Annotated in this window: 16 protein-coding genes; 5 read left to right on the top strand and 11 right to left on the bottom strand. The window is 72.3% G+C overall.

Annotated elements, in window-relative coordinates; translation table 11 throughout:
• The first annotated feature begins 28 nt into the window (after positions 1 to 28).
• Entirely contained in the window at positions 29 to 922 is an 894-nt protein-coding gene (locus QSK15_RS12020; RefSeq protein ID WP_285794234.1) for an ABC transporter ATP-binding protein, read from the top strand.
• On the top strand, positions 919 to 1,980 hold the full coding sequence (locus QSK15_RS12015) for an ABC transporter permease (protein WP_285794233.1): 1,062 nt from the start codon (positions 919 to 921) through the stop codon (positions 1,978 to 1,980). The genes QSK15_RS12020 and QSK15_RS12015 overlap by 4 nt, the downstream gene beginning before the upstream one ends.
• A 123-nt stretch (positions 1,981 to 2,103) precedes the next feature.
• Here QSK15_RS12015 and QSK15_RS12010 read toward each other — a convergent pair whose 3' ends face one another.
• The 8 genes from QSK15_RS12010 to pgsA all read right to left on the bottom strand — a co-directional run bounded on the left by QSK15_RS12010 (position 2,104) and on the right by pgsA (position 8,986).
• Positions 2,104 to 2,724, bottom strand: a complete 621-nt coding sequence (locus QSK15_RS12010; RefSeq protein WP_285794232.1) for a ribonuclease FAU-1 family protein — start codon at positions 2,722 to 2,724, stop codon at positions 2,104 to 2,106.
• 119 nt (positions 2,725 to 2,843) lie between these two features.
• Positions 2,844 to 3,596 (bottom strand): YebC/PmpR family DNA-binding transcriptional regulator, encoded by a 753-nt coding sequence (locus QSK15_RS12005; RefSeq protein WP_030336891.1) that lies wholly within the window; start codon positions 3,594 to 3,596, stop codon positions 2,844 to 2,846.
• Between the two features lie 336 nt (positions 3,597 to 3,932).
• Positions 3,933 to 4,535: a pyridoxal 5'-phosphate synthase glutaminase subunit PdxT gene (gene pdxT, locus QSK15_RS12000; protein ID WP_285794231.1), complete on the bottom strand. Its 603-nt coding sequence runs from the start codon at positions 4,533 to 4,535 to the stop codon at positions 3,933 to 3,935.
• 2 nt (positions 4,536 to 4,537) lie between these two features.
• Entirely contained in the window at positions 4,538 to 5,455 is a 918-nt protein-coding gene (gene pdxS, locus QSK15_RS11995) for a pyridoxal 5'-phosphate synthase lyase subunit PdxS (protein ID WP_285794230.1), read from the bottom strand.
• A 160-nt stretch (positions 5,456 to 5,615) separates the two neighbouring features.
• Positions 5,616 to 6,119, bottom strand: coding sequence for a hypothetical protein (locus tag QSK15_RS11990; protein WP_285794229.1), 504 nt, complete (start codon positions 6,117 to 6,119; stop codon positions 5,616 to 5,618).
• A gap of 81 nt (positions 6,120 to 6,200) precedes the next feature.
• On the bottom strand, positions 6,201 to 7,361 hold the full coding sequence (locus QSK15_RS11985) for a glycosyltransferase family 4 protein (RefSeq protein WP_285794228.1): 1,161 nt from the start codon (positions 7,359 to 7,361) through the stop codon (positions 6,201 to 6,203).
• A gap of 16 nt (positions 7,362 to 7,377) precedes the next feature.
• On the bottom strand, positions 7,378 to 8,310 hold the full coding sequence (locus tag QSK15_RS11980; protein WP_285794227.1) for a phosphatidylinositol mannoside acyltransferase: 933 nt from the start codon (positions 8,308 to 8,310) through the stop codon (positions 7,378 to 7,380).
• Between the two features lie 46 nt (positions 8,311 to 8,356).
• Positions 8,357 to 8,986 carry a phosphatidylinositol phosphate synthase gene (pgsA, locus tag QSK15_RS11975; RefSeq protein ID WP_238680059.1) on the bottom strand — a complete coding sequence of 210 codons (630 nt, stop codon included), beginning with the start codon at positions 8,984 to 8,986 and terminating at the stop codon, positions 8,357 to 8,359.
• 249 nt (positions 8,987 to 9,235) lie between these two features.
• Between pgsA and QSK15_RS11970 the strand changes: the two genes are divergently transcribed.
• Positions 9,236 to 11,392, top strand: a complete 2,157-nt coding sequence (locus QSK15_RS11970; RefSeq protein WP_285794226.1) for an elongation factor G-like protein EF-G2 — start codon at positions 9,236 to 9,238, stop codon at positions 11,390 to 11,392.
• 182 nt (positions 11,393 to 11,574) lie between these two features.
• Here QSK15_RS11970 and QSK15_RS11965 read toward each other — a convergent pair whose 3' ends face one another.
• Together QSK15_RS11965 and QSK15_RS11960 are read right to left on the bottom strand one after the other, a co-directional pair.
• A complete protein-coding gene (locus tag QSK15_RS11965; RefSeq protein WP_285794225.1) occupies positions 11,575 to 12,633 on the bottom strand; it encodes an aldo/keto reductase in 1,059 nt (352 codons plus the stop codon).
• 121 nt (positions 12,634 to 12,754) lie between these two features.
• Positions 12,755 to 13,267, bottom strand: a complete 513-nt coding sequence (locus QSK15_RS11960) for an HIT family protein (protein ID WP_285794388.1) — start codon at positions 13,265 to 13,267, stop codon at positions 12,755 to 12,757.
• 175 nt (positions 13,268 to 13,442) lie between these two features.
• On the opposite strand from QSK15_RS11960, the gene QSK15_RS11955 reads away from it, so the two are divergent.
• Positions 13,443 to 14,171 carry a D-Ala-D-Ala carboxypeptidase family metallohydrolase gene (locus tag QSK15_RS11955; protein WP_285794224.1) on the top strand — a complete coding sequence of 243 codons (729 nt, stop codon included), beginning with the start codon at positions 13,443 to 13,445 and terminating at the stop codon, positions 14,169 to 14,171.
• Between the two features lie 207 nt (positions 14,172 to 14,378).
• On the opposite strand, the gene thrS is transcribed toward QSK15_RS11955, so the two are convergent.
• A complete protein-coding gene (gene thrS, locus QSK15_RS11950) occupies positions 14,379 to 16,388 on the bottom strand; it encodes a threonine--tRNA ligase (protein ID WP_285794223.1) in 2,010 nt (669 codons plus the stop codon).
• A 188-nt stretch (positions 16,389 to 16,576) separates the two neighbouring features.
• Here thrS and QSK15_RS11945 point away from each other — a divergent pair, with 188 nt between their 5' ends.
• Positions 16,577 to 17,617 carry a DUF1775 domain-containing protein gene (locus tag QSK15_RS11945; protein ID WP_285794222.1) on the top strand — a complete coding sequence of 347 codons (1,041 nt, stop codon included), beginning with the start codon at positions 16,577 to 16,579 and terminating at the stop codon, positions 17,615 to 17,617.
• Positions 17,618 to 17,851 lie beyond the last annotated feature (234 nt).

The raw sequence follows: 17,851 nt of genomic DNA, 5'->3' as shown, positions 1-17,851 counted from the left end.
AACGGCGCACTCGATCTAGCATCAGCGCGTGACCAGAACGCTTCGCCTCGACGGCGTCGACCGCAGCTTCGGCGACCGGCAGGTGCTCAACAACGTGTCCTTCGAGGTGGCCGCCGGGCGGATGACCGGCTTCGTGGGCGCCAACGGCGCCGGTAAGACCACCACCATGCGGATCATCCTGGGGGTGCTCTCCGCCGACGCGGGCGAGGTCAGCTGGGGTGGCACGGCGCTGACCCGGCAGGACCGCCGACGCTTCGGGTACATGCCGGAGGAGCGCGGCCTCTACCCGAAGATGACCACCCGGGAGCAGGTCGCCTACCTGGGCCGGCTGCACGGCCTGGACGCCGCCGCGGCACGGCGTGCCACCGATGCCCTGCTGGAGCGGGTCGGGCTCGGTGAACGCGGAAACGACCTGCTGGAGACGCTGTCGCTGGGCAACCAGCAACGCGCGCAGATCGCCGCCGCACTGGTGCACGACCCCGAGGTGCTGGTGCTCGACGAGCCGTTCTCCGGCCTCGACCCGCTGGCCGTCGACACCGTCGTCACCGTGCTGCGGGAACGGGCGTCGGCCGGCGCGCCGGTGCTCTTCTCCAGTCACCAGCTCGACGTCGTGGAGCGCCTCTGCGACGACCTGGTGATCATCGGGGACGGGGTGATCCGGGCCGCCGGCAGCCGCCAGCAACTGCGCGACTCGTACACAGTGCCCCGCTACGAGCTGGTGGTGGCCGGCGACGCCGGCTGGGTACGCGACCACCCCGGGGTGACAGTGGTCGAGCTGGACGGCCCCCGAGTGGTCTTCGACCTGCCGGCCAGCGCCGACGAACAGCCCGTCCTCCAGGCGGCTCTCGCCCGCGGCCCGGTCCGCGCCTTCCGCCCGGTCAGCCCCTCGCTCACCGAGATCTTCCGAGAGGTCACCCAGTGAACGTCACCCAGGCCACCCGGCTGGTCGCCGAACGCGAGATCCGCGTCAAGCTGCGCGACCGCACCTTCCTGTTCGGCACCCTCTTCTTCCTGCTGATCGCGGCGGCCGGCACCATCCTGCCGCCGCTGCTCGCCGGAGGGCCGTCCACCGTCGCGGCGACCGAGAGCGTGGCCGCGCCGCTGCGCGCCGCCGGGCTGGAGGTGCGGGTCGTCCCCGACGACCGGGCCGCCGAGCAGGCCGTCCGCGACGACGACGTGGACGCCGCGGTGGTCAGCGGACCCGCCGTCGTGGCCATGGACGAGGCCCCCGACGACGTGGTGCGGGCCCTGAGCAGCCAGCCGACCGTCCGCCTGCTCGACCCGGACGCGGTCGACCCCGTGGTGGCGTTCCTGGTGCCGTTCGTCTTCGCGTTCGTCTTCTTCATCACCTCGCAGACGTTCGGCCTGCAGATCGCGCAGAGCGTCACCGAGGAGAAGCAGACCCGGATCGTGGAGATCCTGGTGGCCGCCGTGCCGGTCCGGGCCCTGCTGGCCGGCAAGGTGGTGGCCGGGGCGATCCTGGCGTTCGCGCAGATCGCCTTGATCGCGGTGGTGGCGGTGATCGGGCTGCAGATGGGTGACAGCGGGGGCCTGCTCACCCTGCTCGCCCCGGCGATCGGCTGGTTCGTGCCGTTCTTCCTGCTCGGCTTCGTGCTGCTCGCCGCGATGTGGGCGGCGGCCGGCGCGCTGGCCAACCGGCAGGAGGACATTGCCGCCGTGTCGACACCGGTGCAGTTCGCCGTGATGTTGCCGTTCTTCGCGGTGATCTTCCTGAACGACAACGACACCGCGATGCGGGTGCTGTCCTACCTGCCGTTCTCGTCGCCCACGGCCATGCCGCTGCGACTGTTCACCGGTGACGCGGCCGGTTGGGAGCCGATCGTCTCGCTGGTCGTCCTGCTGCTCGCCGCCGGCGCGTTCGTGGTCGCCGGAGCCCGGGTGTACGAGGGGTCGCTGCTGCGTACCAACGGCCGGACCTCGCTGCGTACCGCCTGGCGGGAGCGGGAGACGATCGGCTGAGCACGAGGCTTCGCCAGTGCGGGCGTCGGTGCCCTGACCGGATGCCGGCGCCCGTCGCCGTGCGACACCGTCCGCGCGGTCTGACGCCGACGGCCTGACCGGCCGGGCGGGGCGGCGGGCCGCTCAGCGCGCGGGTGACACCCGGTCCCAGCCGGCCGGCAGCCGCGGGACCGTCCAAGCGGGGTCGGGCTGCCACCCGGCCCACGCCGGGTCCCACCAGCGCTCACCCCCGTCGAGCAGGGCGGCGATCCGGTCCCCCTCGGCCTGGATGGCGTCCCCCAGGCCCGGGTAGCGCCCCTCGACGAGGCGCTGGGCGAACAACTCCACGTCCTTCCAGACGTACCGGTCGGCGCCCGCGGCCCACCACAGGTCCAACTCGTGGTCCAGGGTGTCCACCCCGATCGGCGTACGCCGCACCGGGTCCTGAAGGTTGAAGTACCAGCCGGCGAAGTCACGCCCCGGGCCCGACCAGAACACGTCGACCGAGTGCGCCTCACCGGGGCGTTGCAGCATCAGCTTGCCGTGCCCCGACCAGGAGCGGTGCCCGGCGGCCTCCCACGGGTGCCGCCCGCACGGGAACACCCCGTCCTGCGGGAAGCCGAACTCGGCCCCCGGCGGGAGATAGAGGACGAGCAGGTCGGCGGAGTCCTCGACGCAGATCGTCGGGCAGCCGAACCAGACCTCGCCGCGCAGCACCTCACGCCGGACCACCGTGTCGCCGGCCGCGAACCGCCGCACCACCACGGCACCTCCTCGCCGTCCACCAACCCCACCGCGATCATGCGCGCTCGATCAGCGATCTGTCCTGTCCGACCCGGTCTGGCGGGGCAGACAGGGCACGATCGCGGCGGGCGGCGGCGGGCTCAGGCGTCGACCGCCGCCATCACGTCGTCACTGACGTCGAAGTTGGCGTAGACGTTCTGCACGTCGTCGCAGTCCTCCAGCACGTCGATCAGCTTGAAGATCTTGCGCGCGCCCTCTTCGTCGAGGGGCACGTTGACGCTGGGGATCAGGGAGGACTCGGCCGACTCGTACTCGATGCCGGCGTCCTGCAGGGCCGTCCGCACCGGGATCAGGTCGGTCGGCTCGGAGACCACCTCGTACGCCTCGCCGATGTCGTTGACCTCTTCGGCACCGGCGTCCAGGACCGCGAGCATCACGTCGTCCTCGGTGGTGCCCTCCTTGGGGACGATCACCACACCCTTGCGGGAGAACATGTACGACACCGAGCCGGCGTCGGCGAGCGAGCCGCCGTTGCGGGTCAGCGCGGTCCGTACCTCGGTGGCCGCCCGGTTGCGGTTGTCGGTGAGGCACTCGATGAGCATGGCCACGCCGTTCGGGCCGTACCCCTCATACATGATCGTCTGCCAGTCGGCGCCGCCAGCCTCCAGGCCGGAGCCGCGCTTGACGGCGCGATCGATGTTGTCGTTCGGCACCGAACTCTTCTTCGCCTTCTGGATGGCGTCGAAGAGCGTCGGGTTACCCGAGGGGTCACCGCCGCCGGTCCGCGCGGCCACCTCGACGTTCTTGATCAGCTTGGCGAACATCTTGCCGCGCTTGGCGTCGATGACGGCCTTCTTGTGCTTGGTCGTCGCCCACTTTGAGTGGCCGGACATCTTCTACCTCCGTCTGTCATTGCACGCCTGCGTCGACTGCCGCACCGATTCCGCGCCGCATCCGGCGATCCGGCGGCCGATCGGCCCCGCGGGAAGTGCCCGCGTCGGGCGACGGCCCTGCCGAACCGCGGCAATCTTACCGAGGTCACACTCCGCCATGTCACACCCGGGACCTGCCGGGGCGCCGGGTGCACCTCCACCGGGGGTGACGAGCGCGCCCAAGATCTTGCTCGAACCAGGATGTAGTGGCCTCCCCGGCACACCGAGACCACTACATCCATGTTCAGGCACGACCTTGGGATCGGCGCGGGGCGTGCGCCGGGCACGGCCGGCCGCTCAGGCGGCGCGGGCCAACTCCACAAAGTACGCGTGGACGCGCGGGTCACCCGTCAGCTCGGGGTGGAACGAGGTGGCCAGCAGGTTGCCCTGCCGGACCGCCACGATCCGCTCGGCGGCCGGGCCACCGGTCACCGTGCCGATCACCTCGACGCCCGCGCCGACCCGTTCGACCCACGGGGCGCGGATGAACACCGCGTGGAATCCCCCGCCCGCCACGCCGGTGATCTCCACCGGCGCCTCGAACGAGTCGACCTGCCGGCCGAACGCGTTGCGCCGTACCGTCATGTCGATGCCGGCGAAACCGCGCTGGTCGGCGCGGCCGTCCAGCACCTCGCTGGCCAGCATGATCATGCCGGCGCACGAGCCGTAGACGGGCATGCCGTCGGCGATCCGCTTGTCGATCGGCTCACGCAGCTCGAAGATGTCGACGAGCTTGCTGATGGTGGTGGACTCCCCGCCGGGGATGACCAGGCCGTCGACCGCGTCCAACTCGCCCGGACGACGGACCGGGCGGGCGTCCGCGCCCGCCACGGTCAGCGCCGCCAGATGCTCCCGGACGTCCCCCTGGAGGGCGAGGACACCGATGGTGGGCCGGCTCATGCTCACCAACCGCGCTCGGCCAGGCGGTGCGGCTGCGGGATCTCGTCGACGTTGATGCCGACCATCGCCTCGCCGAGCCCCCGGGAGACCTTGGCCAGCACGTCCGGGTCGTCGTGGAAGCTGGTCGCCTTGACGATCGCGGCGGCCCGCTGGGCCGGGTTGCCCGCCTTGAAGATGCCGGAACCGACGAACACGCCCTCCGCGCCGAGCTGCATCATCATCGCCGCGTCGGCCGGAGTGGCGATCCCACCCGCGGTGAACAGCACCACCGGCAGCTTGCCGCTCTCGGCGACCTCCTTGACCAGCTCGTACGGGGCCTGCAGCTCCTTGGCCGCGACGTACAGCTCGTCGGCCGGCAGCGAGGCGAGCCGGCGGATCTCCTGGCGGATCTTGCGCATGTGGGTGGTGGCGTTGGAGACGTCACCGGTGCCCGCCTCGCCCTTGGAACGGATCATGGCCGCACCCTCGGTGATCCGGCGCAGCGCCTCGCCCAGGTTCGTCGCGCCACAGACGAAGGGCACCGTGAACGCCCACTTGTCGATGTGGTTCGCGTAGTCGGCCGGGGTCAGCACCTCGGACTCGTCGACGTAGTCCACACCCAGCGACTGGAGGATCTGCGCCTCCACGAAGTGACCGATGCGGGCCTTGGCCATCACCGGGATGGAGACCGCCTCGATGATCCCGTCGATCATGTCGGGGTCACTCATCCGGGACACCCCGCCCTGCGCGCGGATGTCGGCGGGCACCCGCTCCAGGGCCATCACCGCGACGGCTCCGGCGTCCTCAGCGATCTTGGCCTGCTCGGCGTTGACGACATCCATGATCACGCCGCCCTTGAGCATCTCGGCCATGCCGCGCTTCACGCGGGCGGTGCCGACGACGGGGGCGGTACCGGTGTTCGAGGCGGTGTTTTCGGGCACGGGTCATCGCTCCTTGGACGTGCGGTGGGGGTGGCAGCGAAAATGCTACGCGCGGTGCAACGCCGTACCGACAGCCAATCAGACCCCCGGTGGCCTGCACTGTGGCAGTGGTCACCGGGCCGCCGGCGCCCGTCGGGGAGCGGCCGGCGCCCGCCGGGGGTCAGGCGGCGGGGACGTCCGCCGGGACGACGAGGGTCGGGTCGTCGATGTCGAAGTAGCGCGGCCACTCCCGGCCCCGCCCCATCCGCAACAGGCGCACCAACGGCCGGCTGCGCGCCGAGCGGGCGTCGCGGACCAGGTCGGTGTGCACCTGCCGGGACAACGCGAGCCGACGACTGGCGGCGATGACCGCCGCGCAGTCCGGGTCGCCCGCGTCCAACTGGACGGCGCGCAACTGCCGGGTCAGGTCGTTCTCCGCCGCCTCCCGCTCGTCCGGGCCGGCGTCCAGGGCGATCCGGGCCGCCGCGTACAGCTCGACGCCGAAACGCCGCTCAGCCAGGACCGCCGCCGCCGCCGCGCGGCGCAGCAGGTGGGCGTCGAGGGCCCGGGCCGCCAGCTCCGCGCGGCCCTGCAGCCGCTCGACCCGGCCGGCGGTCCAGATGAGGTACGCCGCGATCAGCCCCACGACCACGCTCGCGGCCACCACCCACCACATGTGCGGCATCGTAGTGCTGCTCCGTTTCGTCCGATCGGGCGCGGGCTGACCGGTCCCGCCGGTCACCACCGCACCATGCGTCACGCCGGCTCAGCCCAGCCCCACCCATTCCTGGTCGATGACCCGCCCGTCGGTTGCCTCGATCGCCGCTGCGTATACCTCCAGAACGCGCCGAGCAACCACCGGCCAGTCGAAATTCGCCACCACCTGATCGCCGCAGGCGCTCAGCGCGGCCCGCCCGTCCGGATCGTCCAGCAGCTCACTGAGCACGTCCCGCAACCCCGCCGGGTCGCCCGTGGGGAAGAGCCGACCGGCCCGCCCACCGTCGAGCACCCGCCGGAACGCGTCGAGGTCACTGGCGACCACTGTCGTGCCCGCGGCGAGGGCCTCGGTGAGGATCATGCCGAACGACTCACCGCCGGTGTTCGGCGCGACGTAGAGGTGCGCACTGCGCAGCATGCGTGCCTTGTCCGCTTCGCTGACCAGGCCGAGGAACGTGATCCGTTCGTGCAGTTCGGTGGGGAACTGGTCGTACAGGTCGTCGGGGTCACCGGGACCGGCGACGAGCAACCGCAGACCGGGCCGGGTGGCGGCCAACGCCACGAACGCGTCGCGCAGCACCGGGAAGCCCTTGCGAGCCTCGGTGAACCGGCCCAGGAAGCCGAGCGTGCCCCCGGTGCCGGCCGCGCACTCCCCCGGCCAGCCCGGCAACGGCTCGGCGTCGGCGAACTTGGCCACCGCCACCCCGTTGGGAATCTCCACCGCGCCGCCGTCCATGTGCTCGACCTGCACCTTGCGGGCCAGCGCGCTCACCGCGATCCGGGCGGTGATCCGCTCCAACACGATCTGGAGTACGCCCTGCGCGGCGGCGAGCACCCGGGAACGGGTCATCGCGGTGTGGAACGTGGCCACCACCGGGCCACGGGCGGAGAGCACGGCCAGCAGCGACAGGCTCAACGTGAGCGGCTCGTGCACGTGCAGCACGTCGAAGTCACCGTTGGTGATCCACCGCCGCACCCGGGCTGTCGACACCGGGCCGAACGCGATCCGGGCCACCGAACCGTTGTACGGCAGGGGAACGGCACGCCCGGCGGACACCACGTACTCCGGCACCGGCGAATCGTCGTCAGCCGGCGCGAGCACGCTGACCTCGTGGCCCAGCGCGATCAGCGCCTCGGCGAGGTCCATGACGTGGTTCTGCACCCCACCGGGCACGTCGAAGGAGTACGGGCACACGATGCCGATCCGCATGCGTCAGCCCACCTCCTCAGGCCTGGCCGGAGGCCGACGAGGGCAGCGCCGCGCCCTCCCCCGACCTTCCCTGGTCCAGCCACATCCGCTGCAACATGTGCCAGTCTTCCGGATGCCGGGCGATACCCGCCGCCAGACGGTCAGCGATCAACTGGGTCAGCGACCGGACCCGCTGGTCCAGGGGACCCGCCTCGGGCCCGGGCACCGGCAGTGGGCCGTCCAGCGACGCACACGCGGCGTCCGGTTCGTACCACATCGAGGCCACGTAGAGCGGCGCGCCGGTGTGCAGCGCGAGCAACGCCGGCCCGGCGGGCATCCGGGTCTTCCCGCCGAAGAAGTCCACCTCCACCCCCCGGGCGGAGAGGTCCCGGTCGGCCAGCAACGGCACCACCGCACCGGCGCGTACCCGGTCCAGCAGCACGTCGAAGGCCGGGCGCGGCCCACCGTGGGTCGGCAGGATCTCCATCCCGAGGACCTCTCGGAAGGCCAGGAAACGCTTGTACACGCCCTCCGGCCTGAGCCGCTCCATGACGGTGGTGAGCGGCCAACCGGTGGCCGCCACCCAGGCACCGGCGGCATCCCAGTTGCCGGCGTGCGGCAGCGCCACCACCGCGCCCCGGCCGGCCGCCACGTCGGCGGCGAGCAGTTCCGCGCCCTCCAGCCGGAAGGTGGACAGGATCTGCGACCGACTCAGGCTGGGCAGCCGGAACGCCTCCATCCAGTACCTGGCGTACGAGCGCAGCCCGCGCTTGACGAGATCGTCCAGCTCGGCGTCGGGCAGCTCAGGGCCGACCACCCGGCGCAGGTTCGCGCGCAGTCGGGCCGTACCGCCGCCGCCGGCGCGGTGGGCGCGGTCCGCGCCCGCCTGGAACGCCGCCGCCACCAACGGCCGGGGTAGCGCGCGGATCACCCGCCAACCGGCGATGTAGCCCAGCTCGGTGAGGTTCACGCGACTGGGCCGCCGGTCTTCCGACGGCGGGTCGCTCGCAGGCCACTCACGCCTGACCGTCCGGCTGGAGCTGCTGGGCCTGGCGGTAGACGTGCGTCATCCGCTGGCCCACCGTGAAGATCGACACGGCGGCGAGCAGCCAGAGCGCGATCTCCAGGGCCGGATCGACACCGACGCCGGTGAGGATCCCGCCGACGCCGACGATCAGCAGCCGCTCGGTGCGTTCGGCGATGCCCACGTTGCAGGTCATGCCGAGCCCTTCGGCGCGGGCCTTCACGTAGGAGACCAGGCTGCCGGCGGCCAGGCAGACCAACGCGGCGGCCACCCCGGAGTAGTTGCTCTGCGTGGCCAGCCAGTACGCGACAGCACCGAAGACGGCACTGTCGGCGACCCGGTCCATGCTCGAGTCGAGGAACGCCCCGAACCGGGTGGAGCCACCGCTCATCCGGGCCATCGTCCCGTCGAGCAGGTCGGTGAGCGCGAACAGGGTGACGATCAACGCGCCCGCGACCAGATGGCCGCGGGCACCGAAGCCGAGCGCGCCGACGAGCACACCAACGGTGCCCGCGACGGTGACGGCATTGGGGGTGACGCCCGCGCGCAGCAGGGCGCGGGCAATCGGCTCGACGACGCGGGTCATCCCCGCGCGTGCCGACACTTGGAAGATCTTCGCCATGGCGGTCCCCACGATAACGGTCCGCCCAGCTCCGCCGATACGGACGGTACCGCCGACCCGCCCGGGGGAGGCTTGTGCCTATCCGACAACGGGTGTGAGATCGAGCCGGGAGGTGAGCCAGCTCACCCGTCCGCCCGTTGAGTTCCCGCTGTGCAACAGACCACCGGAGGATATCGCCGCGCACTCGCCCCGGGCCGCTTCCCGTCGCGCGGCGGTCGCCACCACCACCGGCTGAGGGAGGTGCGCCCCATGGCGCAGAAGAGTCACGACAAGGGTTCCACCGGCGGCACGCCGGTGGTGACCGAGCCCGAGCGGGTTCGCAACGTGGTGCTCGTCGGCCACTCCGGGGCAGGCAAGACCACCCTGGTCGAGGCGCTGCTCGCGGCGACCGGCACGATCGGCCGCGCCGGCAGCGTGGTCGACGGCACCACTGTCGGCGACCACGACCCCGCCGCCGTACGCCAGCAACGCTCGGTCAGCCTGTCCTGCGCGCCGCTGCTGCACAACGGCATCAAGGTCAACCTGCTGGACACCCCCGGGTACGCCGACTTCGTCGGCGAACTGCGCGCCGGGCTGCGGGCCGCCGACGCCGCGCTGTTCGTGGTCTCCGCCGCGGGCGGCATGGACGCTGCCACCGTCGCGCTGTGGGAGGAGTGCGCCGCCGTCGACATGCCCCGGGCGGTCGCGGTGGCCCGACTGGACCAGCCCCGCGCCGACGTCGACGAGACGGTGGCGCTCTGCCAGCGCCTCTTCGGCGACAACGTGATGCCGCTCTACCTGCCGATGCTCGGCGACGACGGGGTGTCCACCGAAGGTCTGCTCGGCCTGATCACCCGCCGGGTCTTCGACTACAGCGCCGGGCTGCCCGCCGACGTCCGCGCCCCCGACCCGGAGCACCAGCGGGCCATCGACGAGTCCCGCGACGAGCTGATCGAGGGGATCATCGCCGAGAGCGAGGACGAGACCCTGATGGACCGCTACCTCGACGGCGAGGAGATCAGCGACGAGGTGCTCATCGACGACCTGGAGAAGGCCGTCGCCCGGGGCCACTTCTACCCGGTGGTGCCGGTCTGCGCCCAGACCGGTGTCGGGCTGGACGTGCTGCTGGAGGTGCTGACCGCCGCGTTCCCCTCCCCGCTGGAGCACGAGCTGCCGGCGGTGACCGGCGTGGACGGCTCACCGCGTCCGCCGCTGAGCTGCGATCCGGCCGGGCCGCTCGTGGCCGAGGTCGTCAAGACCACCGTCGACCGCCACGTCGGTCGGGTCTCGCTGGTCCGGGTCTTCTCCGGCACGCTGCGCCCCGATCAGACGGTGCACGTCTCCGGGCACGGCCTGGCCGAACGCGGGCACCCCGACCACGACGCCGACGAGCGGGTCGGGCACATCTACACCCCGCTGGGCGCGACTCTGCGGGAGGTGTCGCTCTGCGTGGCCGGTGACATCTGCGCGATCACCAAGTCGGGTAGCGCCGAGACCGGCGACACCATCTCGACCAGGGACGAGCCGCTGCTGATCGCCCCCTGGGAGATGCCGGAGCCGCTGTTGCCGGTGGCGATCGTCGCCCGCAGCCGCGCCGACGAGGACGCCCTGGCCCGCAACCTCGCCCGCCTGGTCGCCGGCGACCCCACGCTGCGGCTGGAGCGCAACCCGGAGACCCACCAACTGGTGCTCTGGTGCATGGGCGAGGCGCACGCGGACGTGGTGCTCGACCGGCTGCGTGCCGGCGGCGTCGAGCTGGACACCGAGCCGGTCAGGGTGTCGCTGCGCGAGACCCTGAGAGCGCCCGCGAAGGGGCACGGCCGCCACGTCAAGCAGTCCGGCGGCCACGGCCAGTACGCGGTCTGCGACATCGAGGTCGAGCCGCTGCCGCGCGGCAGTGGCTTCGAGTTCGTCGACCGGGTCGTCGGCGGCGCGGTACCGCACAACTACATCCCGTCGGTGGAGAAGGGAGTCCGGGCCCAACTGGAGCGCGGGCTGGTCGCCGGCCACCCGGTGGTGGACCTGCGGGTGACACTGGTCGACGGCAAGGCACACAGCGTCGACTCCTCCGACGCGGCCTTCCAGACCGCCGGCGCGCTGGCGCTGCGCGACGCCGCCGAGCGTGGTCAGCCGGCCCTGCTGGAGCCGATCGACGAGGTGAGCATCCGGGTTCCGGACGGCTCGGTGGGCACGGTGCTGGGCGACCTGTCCGGCCGGCGCGGCCGGGTGCTCGGCACCGAACCGGACCCGGACGCCGAGGGCCGCACCCTCGTCCGCGCCGAGGTGCCGGCCACCGAACTGCTCCGCTACGCCGTCGAGCTGCGCTCCATGACGGCCGGCACCGGCACCTTCCGCCGGCACTTCGTCCGCCACGACCCCATGCCCACCCACCTGGCCGACCAGGCCCGCAAGGAACAATCCGCATAACCCGCTGCCCTGCCCCGTCCCGGCCCGCCCCGTCCCGGCCCGGCCCGCCCCGGCCCGCCCCGGCGATCTTGCGTTTTCTGTCGTCCTTATGTCGCTGTCGCGGCATATGCCACCGCAGAAAGCGCAAGATCAGCCAGGGCCAGGGCCAGGGCAGGGCGGGTGTGGCGAGGATGGGGTGGGGGTCAGGGGTGGACTGTGGGGTAGGCCGAGCGGGGCCAGTGGGGGCGGTCGGCGTCGCGGAGGGCGGCGCTGCGCAGGGCTGCCAACTGGCGCTCCACCTCGGCGAACTGGTCGCCCGGCAGCGGGCCCCGGTGCAGGGCCGCGGCGTTCTCCTCGACCTGGGCGACAGTACGGCAGCCCGGGATCGGGATGGTGCGACCGCTGCGCGCCCAGATCCACCCCAGCGCACCCTGGGCGAGGGTGCGCCCGTCGGCGGTGAGCGCGGCGCGGACCGTGCCGACCCGACGCAGCCACTCGGGCGCCGGCCGGCCACCCCGGAACCACCCCAACCAGCCCGGCGCCAGCCCCCGCACGTCGTCGCGGGGCAGCGTCGACGAAGCCGTGTACTTGCCGGTGAGCAGCCCCATCCCGAGCGGCCCCTGGTTGATGCTGGCCAGGTCGTACTTGTCGCACACCGCCAGCAACTCGGGGGCGTCGCGCAGCACCGACAGGGCGTGCTGCACAGCGGTGGCACCGGCGGCGGCCTGCCCGAACGCGGCGGCCCGGTCGGGGCGGTCGGTGCTCCACCCGTACGCCCGGATCAGGCCCTCGGCCACCAGGTCCTCGCAGGTCCCGATCAGCGCCTGCGCCCTCGGCACCGACAGGTCGGCCAGGTGCAGCTGATACAGGTCGATCCGGTCGGTGCCCAGCCGGCGCAGCGAGGCGGTCACCGCGCCGCGCAGGTACGCAGGTGACGCGTCCTCCCCGGTGGCCTGCCGACTCGCCTCGTCGAACGTGTAACCCCACTTGGTGGCGATCACGGCCTCGTCGCGGCGGCCGGCGAGCGCCCGGCCGAGCACCCGTTCGCCGTGCCCCGCCCCGTACGCGTCGGCGGTGTCGAACAGGGTGACGCCGAGGTCGAGTGCCCGACGGACGGCCCGCACCGACTCGTCGTCGTCGACCGCGCCCCAGCCCAACGGCTGGCTGCCCTCCGCCCAGGGCCCGCCGATCGCCCAGCACCCCATGCCGAGGGCGCTGACCTCGATGCCGCTGCGCCCCAACATCCGTGTCGTGACTGCCATCGGCCGATCGTGCCACCTTCGCCGGGTCGGGGCGTAGCAGATCCGGCGGGCGGACACGCGGGCGCACGGAGACGGTCACCGTGCGGCATGATCGCCGGCATGCGACGGCGGGGCGTGACGGTCAGGACGGCCAGGCGCGGGCGAGCAGGTCGCGGGTGTCGCCGAGCAGCTGTGGCAGCACCTTGGTGCGGCCGATCACCGGCATGAAGTTCGCGTCGCCGCCCCAGCGCGGCACCACGTGCTGGTGCAGGTGCGCGGCGATGCCGGCGCCGGCCACCCCGCCCTGGTTCATGCCCAGGTTGAAGCCGTGGGCGTTGCTGACCTTGCGGATCACCCGCATGGCGGTCTGGGTGTACGCGGCCAGCTCGGCGGTCTCCGGCCCGTCCAGGTCGGTGTAGTCGGCGACGTGCCGGTAGGGGCAGACCAGCAGGTGGCCCGGGTTGTACGGGTAGAGGTTGAGCACCACGAACACGTGCTCGCCACGGGCCACCACCAGGCTCTGCTCCGGGGGGAGCTGGGGCCCCCGGCAGAAGGGACAGCCGGTGGGCTTCTCGTAGCCCTCGGCCGGGCGGTCCTCGCCGGAGATGTAGGTCATCCGGTGCGGCGTCCAGAGCCGCTCCAGGCCGTCCGCCATGCCGTCGGTGTCCGTGTGCCGTTCCGCCCCTGTCACGAGCCGATCCTACGGAGCCCGGTGGACGCGCCGCGACACCGCCGTCGGGAAACCGGGCATTGCAAGTTCTTGACGGATCAACGGCAAGGCATGAAACTTCCATGCATTCAGGTACTTCCATGTATTGATGGAGGGTTTCATGTTCCGACGGCTCGGCAGGTTCCTCGCGGCACTTGCGCTGACCGCCACCACCACGGTGGTCGGCGTCACCCTCACCGCCGGCGCGGCCCAGGCGGACGGCTGCTACACCTGGGGTCGCACCCTGGCCCAGGGGGCGTCCGGCGAGGACGTCCGGCAACTCCAGATCCGGGTCGCCGGCTACCCCGGCTACGGCGCGGTGCTCGGCCTGGACGGCGCGTACGGCCCAGCCACCCGATCGGCGGTGATCCGCTTCCAGCAGGCGTACGGGCTGCCCGCGGACGGCATCGCCGGCCCACAGACCTTCAACCGGCTCTACGCCCTCCAGGACGACGACTGCACGCCCGCCAACTTCAGCTACGCCGAGCTGAACAAGTGCAACAGCGACTGGTCCGGTGGCGCGGTCTCGGCGAGCACCGCCCGGGCCAACGCGCTCGTCTCGATGTGGAAACTCCAGGCCATGCGGCACGCCCTCGGCGACGTGTCCATCGCCATCAGCAGCAGCTTCCGCAGCTACGCCTGCAACAGCGCGGTCGGTGGCGCGTCGAACAGCCGACACCTGTACGGCGACGGGGTGGACCTGGTCGGATCACCGTCGTTCTGCCGGTTGGCCCAGCAGGCCCGCTACCACGGCTTCGGGCAGATCCTCGGCCCCGGCTACCCGGACCACAACGACCACACCCACGTGGCGGCGGTCGGCGGCTGGTCAGCCCCGAACTGCGGCATCTGACACCCGAGACCGGCTCCCCCGCCGGCCTCCCGGCGTCGGCCCCTCACGTCAGGGCGAAGATCACGCTCGAACATGGAAGTAGTGGCCTCCCCGATGCGGGAGGCCACTACTTCCCGGATCGAGCACGATCATGCAGAGAGCAGGCCGCGACAGGCCGCACAGGCGAGCGCCCGAGCGGGCAGGCGCGCGGCCGCCCCGGCTGTTCTGCTACTCCGCGGCGGCGGAGGGGCCGATGTTGGTCCGCGAGCTGACCACGTCCAGCACGTGGGTCACCGCCTCGGCGACCGGCACCCCGTTGCGCTGCGAGCCGTCGCGGTAGCGGAAGGAGACCGTGCCGGCGGCCACGTCGTCGTCACCGGCGATCACCATGAACGGGATCTTCTGCTGCTGGGCGGTACGGATCTTCTTCTGCATCCGGTCGTCACCCGCGTCCACCTGGGCCCGGATGCCCTCCGCGCGTAGCGCCGCCACGAAGCCGTGCAGGTAGTCGGTGTGGTCCTCGCGGATCGGGATGCCCACCACCTGCACCGGCGCCAGCCAGGCCGGGAAGGCACCCGCGTAGTGCTCGGTGAGCACCCCGAAGAACCGCTCGATCGACCCGAACAGCGCCCGGTGGATCATCACGGGCCGCTGCCGGCTGCCGTCGGCGGCCTGGTACTCCAACCCGAACCGCTCCGGCTGGTTGAAGTCGACCTGGATGGTGGACATCTGCCAGGTCCGGCCGATCGCGTCGCGGGCCTGCACGGAGATCTTCGGCCCGTAGAACGCCGCACCGCCCGGGTCGGGCACCAGCTCCAGGCCGGAGGTCGCGGCGGCGGTGCGCAGCGCCTCGGTGGCCTCGGCCCAGTCCTCGTCCGCGCCGATGAACTTCGGCGAGTCGTCCCGGGTCGACAGCTCCAGGTAGAAGTCGTCGAGGCCGTAGTCGCGCAGCAGGTCCAGCACGAAGCTGAGCAGCGTGGACAGCTCACCGGCCATCTGCTCCCGGGTGCAGTAGATGTGCGAGTCGTCCTGGGTCAGGCCACGGACCCGGGTCAGGCCGTGCACCACGCCGGACTTCTCGTACCGGTAGACGGTGCCGAACTCGAACATCCGCAGCGGCAGCTCACGGTACGACCGCCCGCGCGACCTGAAGATCAGGTTGTGCATCGGGCAGTTCATCGCCTTGAGGTAGTAGTCCGCGCCCTCCAACTGCATGGGCGGGAACATGGTGTCCGCGTAGTACGGCAGGTGACCGGAGGTCTGGAACAGCTGCGCCTTGGTGATGTGCGGCGTGTTGACGAACTCGTACCCGGCGGCCTCGTGCCGCTGCCGGGAGTAGTTCTCCATCTCGCGGCGGATGATGCCGCCCTTGGGGTGGAAGACCGCCAGGCCGGAACCGATCTCGTCGGGGAAGCTGAACAGGTCGAGGTCCGCACCGAGCTTGCGGTGGTCGCGCCGGGCGGCCTCCTCCAACAGCTTCAGGTACGCCTTGAGCTCGTCGCGGGTCGGCCACGCGGTGCCGTACACCCGTTGCAGTTGGGGGTTCTTCTCCGACCCCCGCCAGTACGCGGCGGCGGAGCGCATCAGCTTGAACGCGCCGATCAGCCGGGTGGTCGGCAGGTGCGGGCCACGACACAGGTCCGACCAGCAGACCTTGTCCTCCTTGGCGTCGAGGTTGTCGTAGATGGTCAGCTCGCCGCCGCCGACCTCCATCACCTCGTCGGTGTCCAGGCCCTCGCCCTTGACCTCGATCAACTCCAGCTTGAACGGCTCGTCGGCCAGCTCGGAGCGCGCCTCGTCAAGGCTGCCGAAGCGGCGACGGCGGAACCGCTGCCCGGACTTGATGATCTCCTGCATGCGCTTCTCGAGCTTGCTGAGGTCATCGGGCTGGAACGGCTTGTCGACGTCGAAGTCGTAGTAGAAGCCGTTCTCGATGGGCGGGCCGATGCCCAGCTTCGCCTCGGGGAAGACGTCCTGCACGGCCTGCGCGAGAACGTGCGCGGTCGAGTGGCGCAGCACGTTGAGCCCGTCGGGCGAGTCCAGGCTGACCGGCTCGACGACGGTCTCCTCGGCCGGCGACCAGTCCAGGTCACGCAACTGGCCCTGCGGGTCGCGGACCACGACGATCGCCTTGGGGCCGTTCGCGGGCAGTCCGGCCGCGGCCACCGCGTCGGCCGCCGTGGTCCCGGCGGCGACGACGACGGGGTCGGCCACGGCGGGGGTACGGGGTGCGGACACGGTGACTCCTCCAAGCGGTACGAAACGGTGCCGATCCTCGGCTCCTGCCGATGCTATCGGTCGCCGTGTCCCCGACCGGGAAGGGCACCTTCCTTACCGCCGCCGTTGAACCTTTCGCGCCTCGCAGCCGAACTAGAAGGTGTGGCCGGAACCGGTGCCGGCCGCGTCGACACGGATGGGGGCACGAGATGGGGAGCACGCACGGCGGCGGCCGTCGGCGGCGGATCGTGGCGGCGACCGCGGTGACCGCCGCCGGGCTGCTGCTCTGGCCTGGCACGGCGTACGCGGCGGACGTGACGATCACCCCGACCGAGGCCCGGCAGGGCGACGCGGTACGGCTGGAGTTCACCGTCCCGGCGGAGCGGGCCGGCACCACCACCAAGCAGATCGAGGTCCGGCTGCCGGCCGACGCGCCGGTCGCCGAGGTCTACCCCATGTCGGTGGACGGCTGGGCGCCCCGGATCAGCTCCCGCACCCTGGACAAGCCGGTGGCCGGTATCCACTCCTCCGGGGTGAGCACCGTGACGACGGCGGTGACCTGGGTCCGGGTCGGTGCGAGCGATCCCGGCCCGGCCCGGTTGGCGCTCTCCATGGGGCCGATGCCGCAGGCCGAACGGCTCACCTTCGAGGTCGTCCAGACGTACGCCGACGGGACCGTGGTCCGGTGGGCGGACGCCGCCGGCGCGCAGCGGGCCCCGGCGCTCACCCTGCTCCCGGCGGCCCCGGGCGCCGCCGGACCGGCCGCACACGGTGGCGCTCACGGCGCGCCGGCAGCCGGCGCGCCAGCCGCTGAGGGCAACGGCGCCGACGGCGACCCGGCCACCCGCGCGGGTGGCGCCGGCGAGGAGTCCGGCAACGCCGACGGGATGCTGGCCGCCGGCCTGCTGGCCGGGTTGGGCGGCGGCGCGGCGATCGGCTGGCTGGTCAGCCGGTGGCGCCGACGCGGCCCGGACGAGGCCACCGCGCTCGCCGGGGTGACCGGCGACCCGGACCGGGACTCGAAGCGCGACGAGGCCGCGACCCTGGCCGAGATAACCGGCCGCGCGCAGCCCGCCGCGACGCGTGGCAGCGGGAACGACGCCACGACGCCCGCCGAGACGACCAGCCAGCCAGCCGGGACTGCCGGGACGACCAGCCAGCCAGCCGGGACCGCGGAGCCCGCCGACCCGGCGCGGCCCGATCCGCAGCACGCCGACCCCCAGCACGCCGTTTCCGCGGCATCGCGGTGATCCACTCGGGTTCCCGGAAACCGCGGCATCCCGACCGCCCGGACAGCCCGACTTGGCGGTGATCCACTCGGCTTTCCGGAAACCGTGGCAACTGGGCCGCGCGGACACCCCGATGTGCAGGAAGCCGAGTTGATCATTGGCAGGCAGCCCGCGCACACGGTAGCCCCGGTGCGCAGGGCAGCCCTCGTGCGCAGGGCAGCCCTCGTGAGCAGGGCAGCCCTCGTGAGCAGGGCA

It is taken from the genome of Micromonospora sp. NBRC 107095 (genome assembly GCF_030269705.1).
Taxonomy (GTDB): Bacteria; Actinomycetota; Actinomycetes; order Mycobacteriales; family Micromonosporaceae; genus Micromonospora; species Micromonospora parva.
This window is presented reverse-complemented; position numbering and strand designations above follow the sequence as displayed.

Bases quoted from the DNA above. Each gene is read 5' to 3' on its own strand.
- QSK15_RS12005 (WP_030336891.1), bottom strand. From the start codon at position 3,596: ATGTCCGGCCACTCAAAGTGGGCGACGACCAAGCACAAGAAGGCCGTC.
- pdxT (WP_285794231.1), bottom strand. From the start codon at position 4,535: ATGAGCCGGCCCACCATCGGTGTCCTCGCCCTCCAGGGGGACGTCCGG.
- QSK15_RS11990 (WP_285794229.1), bottom strand. From the start codon at position 6,119: ATGCCGCACATGTGGTGGGTGGTGGCCGCGAGCGTGGTCGTGGGGCTG.
- QSK15_RS11985 (WP_285794228.1), bottom strand. From the start codon at position 7,361: ATGCGGATCGGCATCGTGTGCCCGTACTCCTTCGACGTGCCCGGTGGG.
- pgsA (WP_238680059.1), bottom strand. From the start codon at position 8,986: ATGGCGAAGATCTTCCAAGTGTCGGCACGCGCGGGGATGACCCGCGTC.
- QSK15_RS11970 (WP_285794226.1), top strand. From the start codon at position 9,236: ATGGCGCAGAAGAGTCACGACAAGGGTTCCACCGGCGGCACGCCGGTG.
- QSK15_RS11965 (WP_285794225.1), bottom strand. From the start codon at position 12,633: ATGGCAGTCACGACACGGATGTTGGGGCGCAGCGGCATCGAGGTCAGC.
- QSK15_RS11960 (WP_285794388.1), bottom strand. From the start codon at position 13,267: ATGGCGGACGGCCTGGAGCGGCTCTGGACGCCGCACCGGATGACCTAC.
- QSK15_RS11955 (WP_285794224.1), top strand. From the start codon at position 13,443: ATGTTCCGACGGCTCGGCAGGTTCCTCGCGGCACTTGCGCTGACCGCC.
- QSK15_RS11945 (WP_285794222.1), top strand. From the start codon at position 16,577: ATGGGGAGCACGCACGGCGGCGGCCGTCGGCGGCGGATCGTGGCGGCG.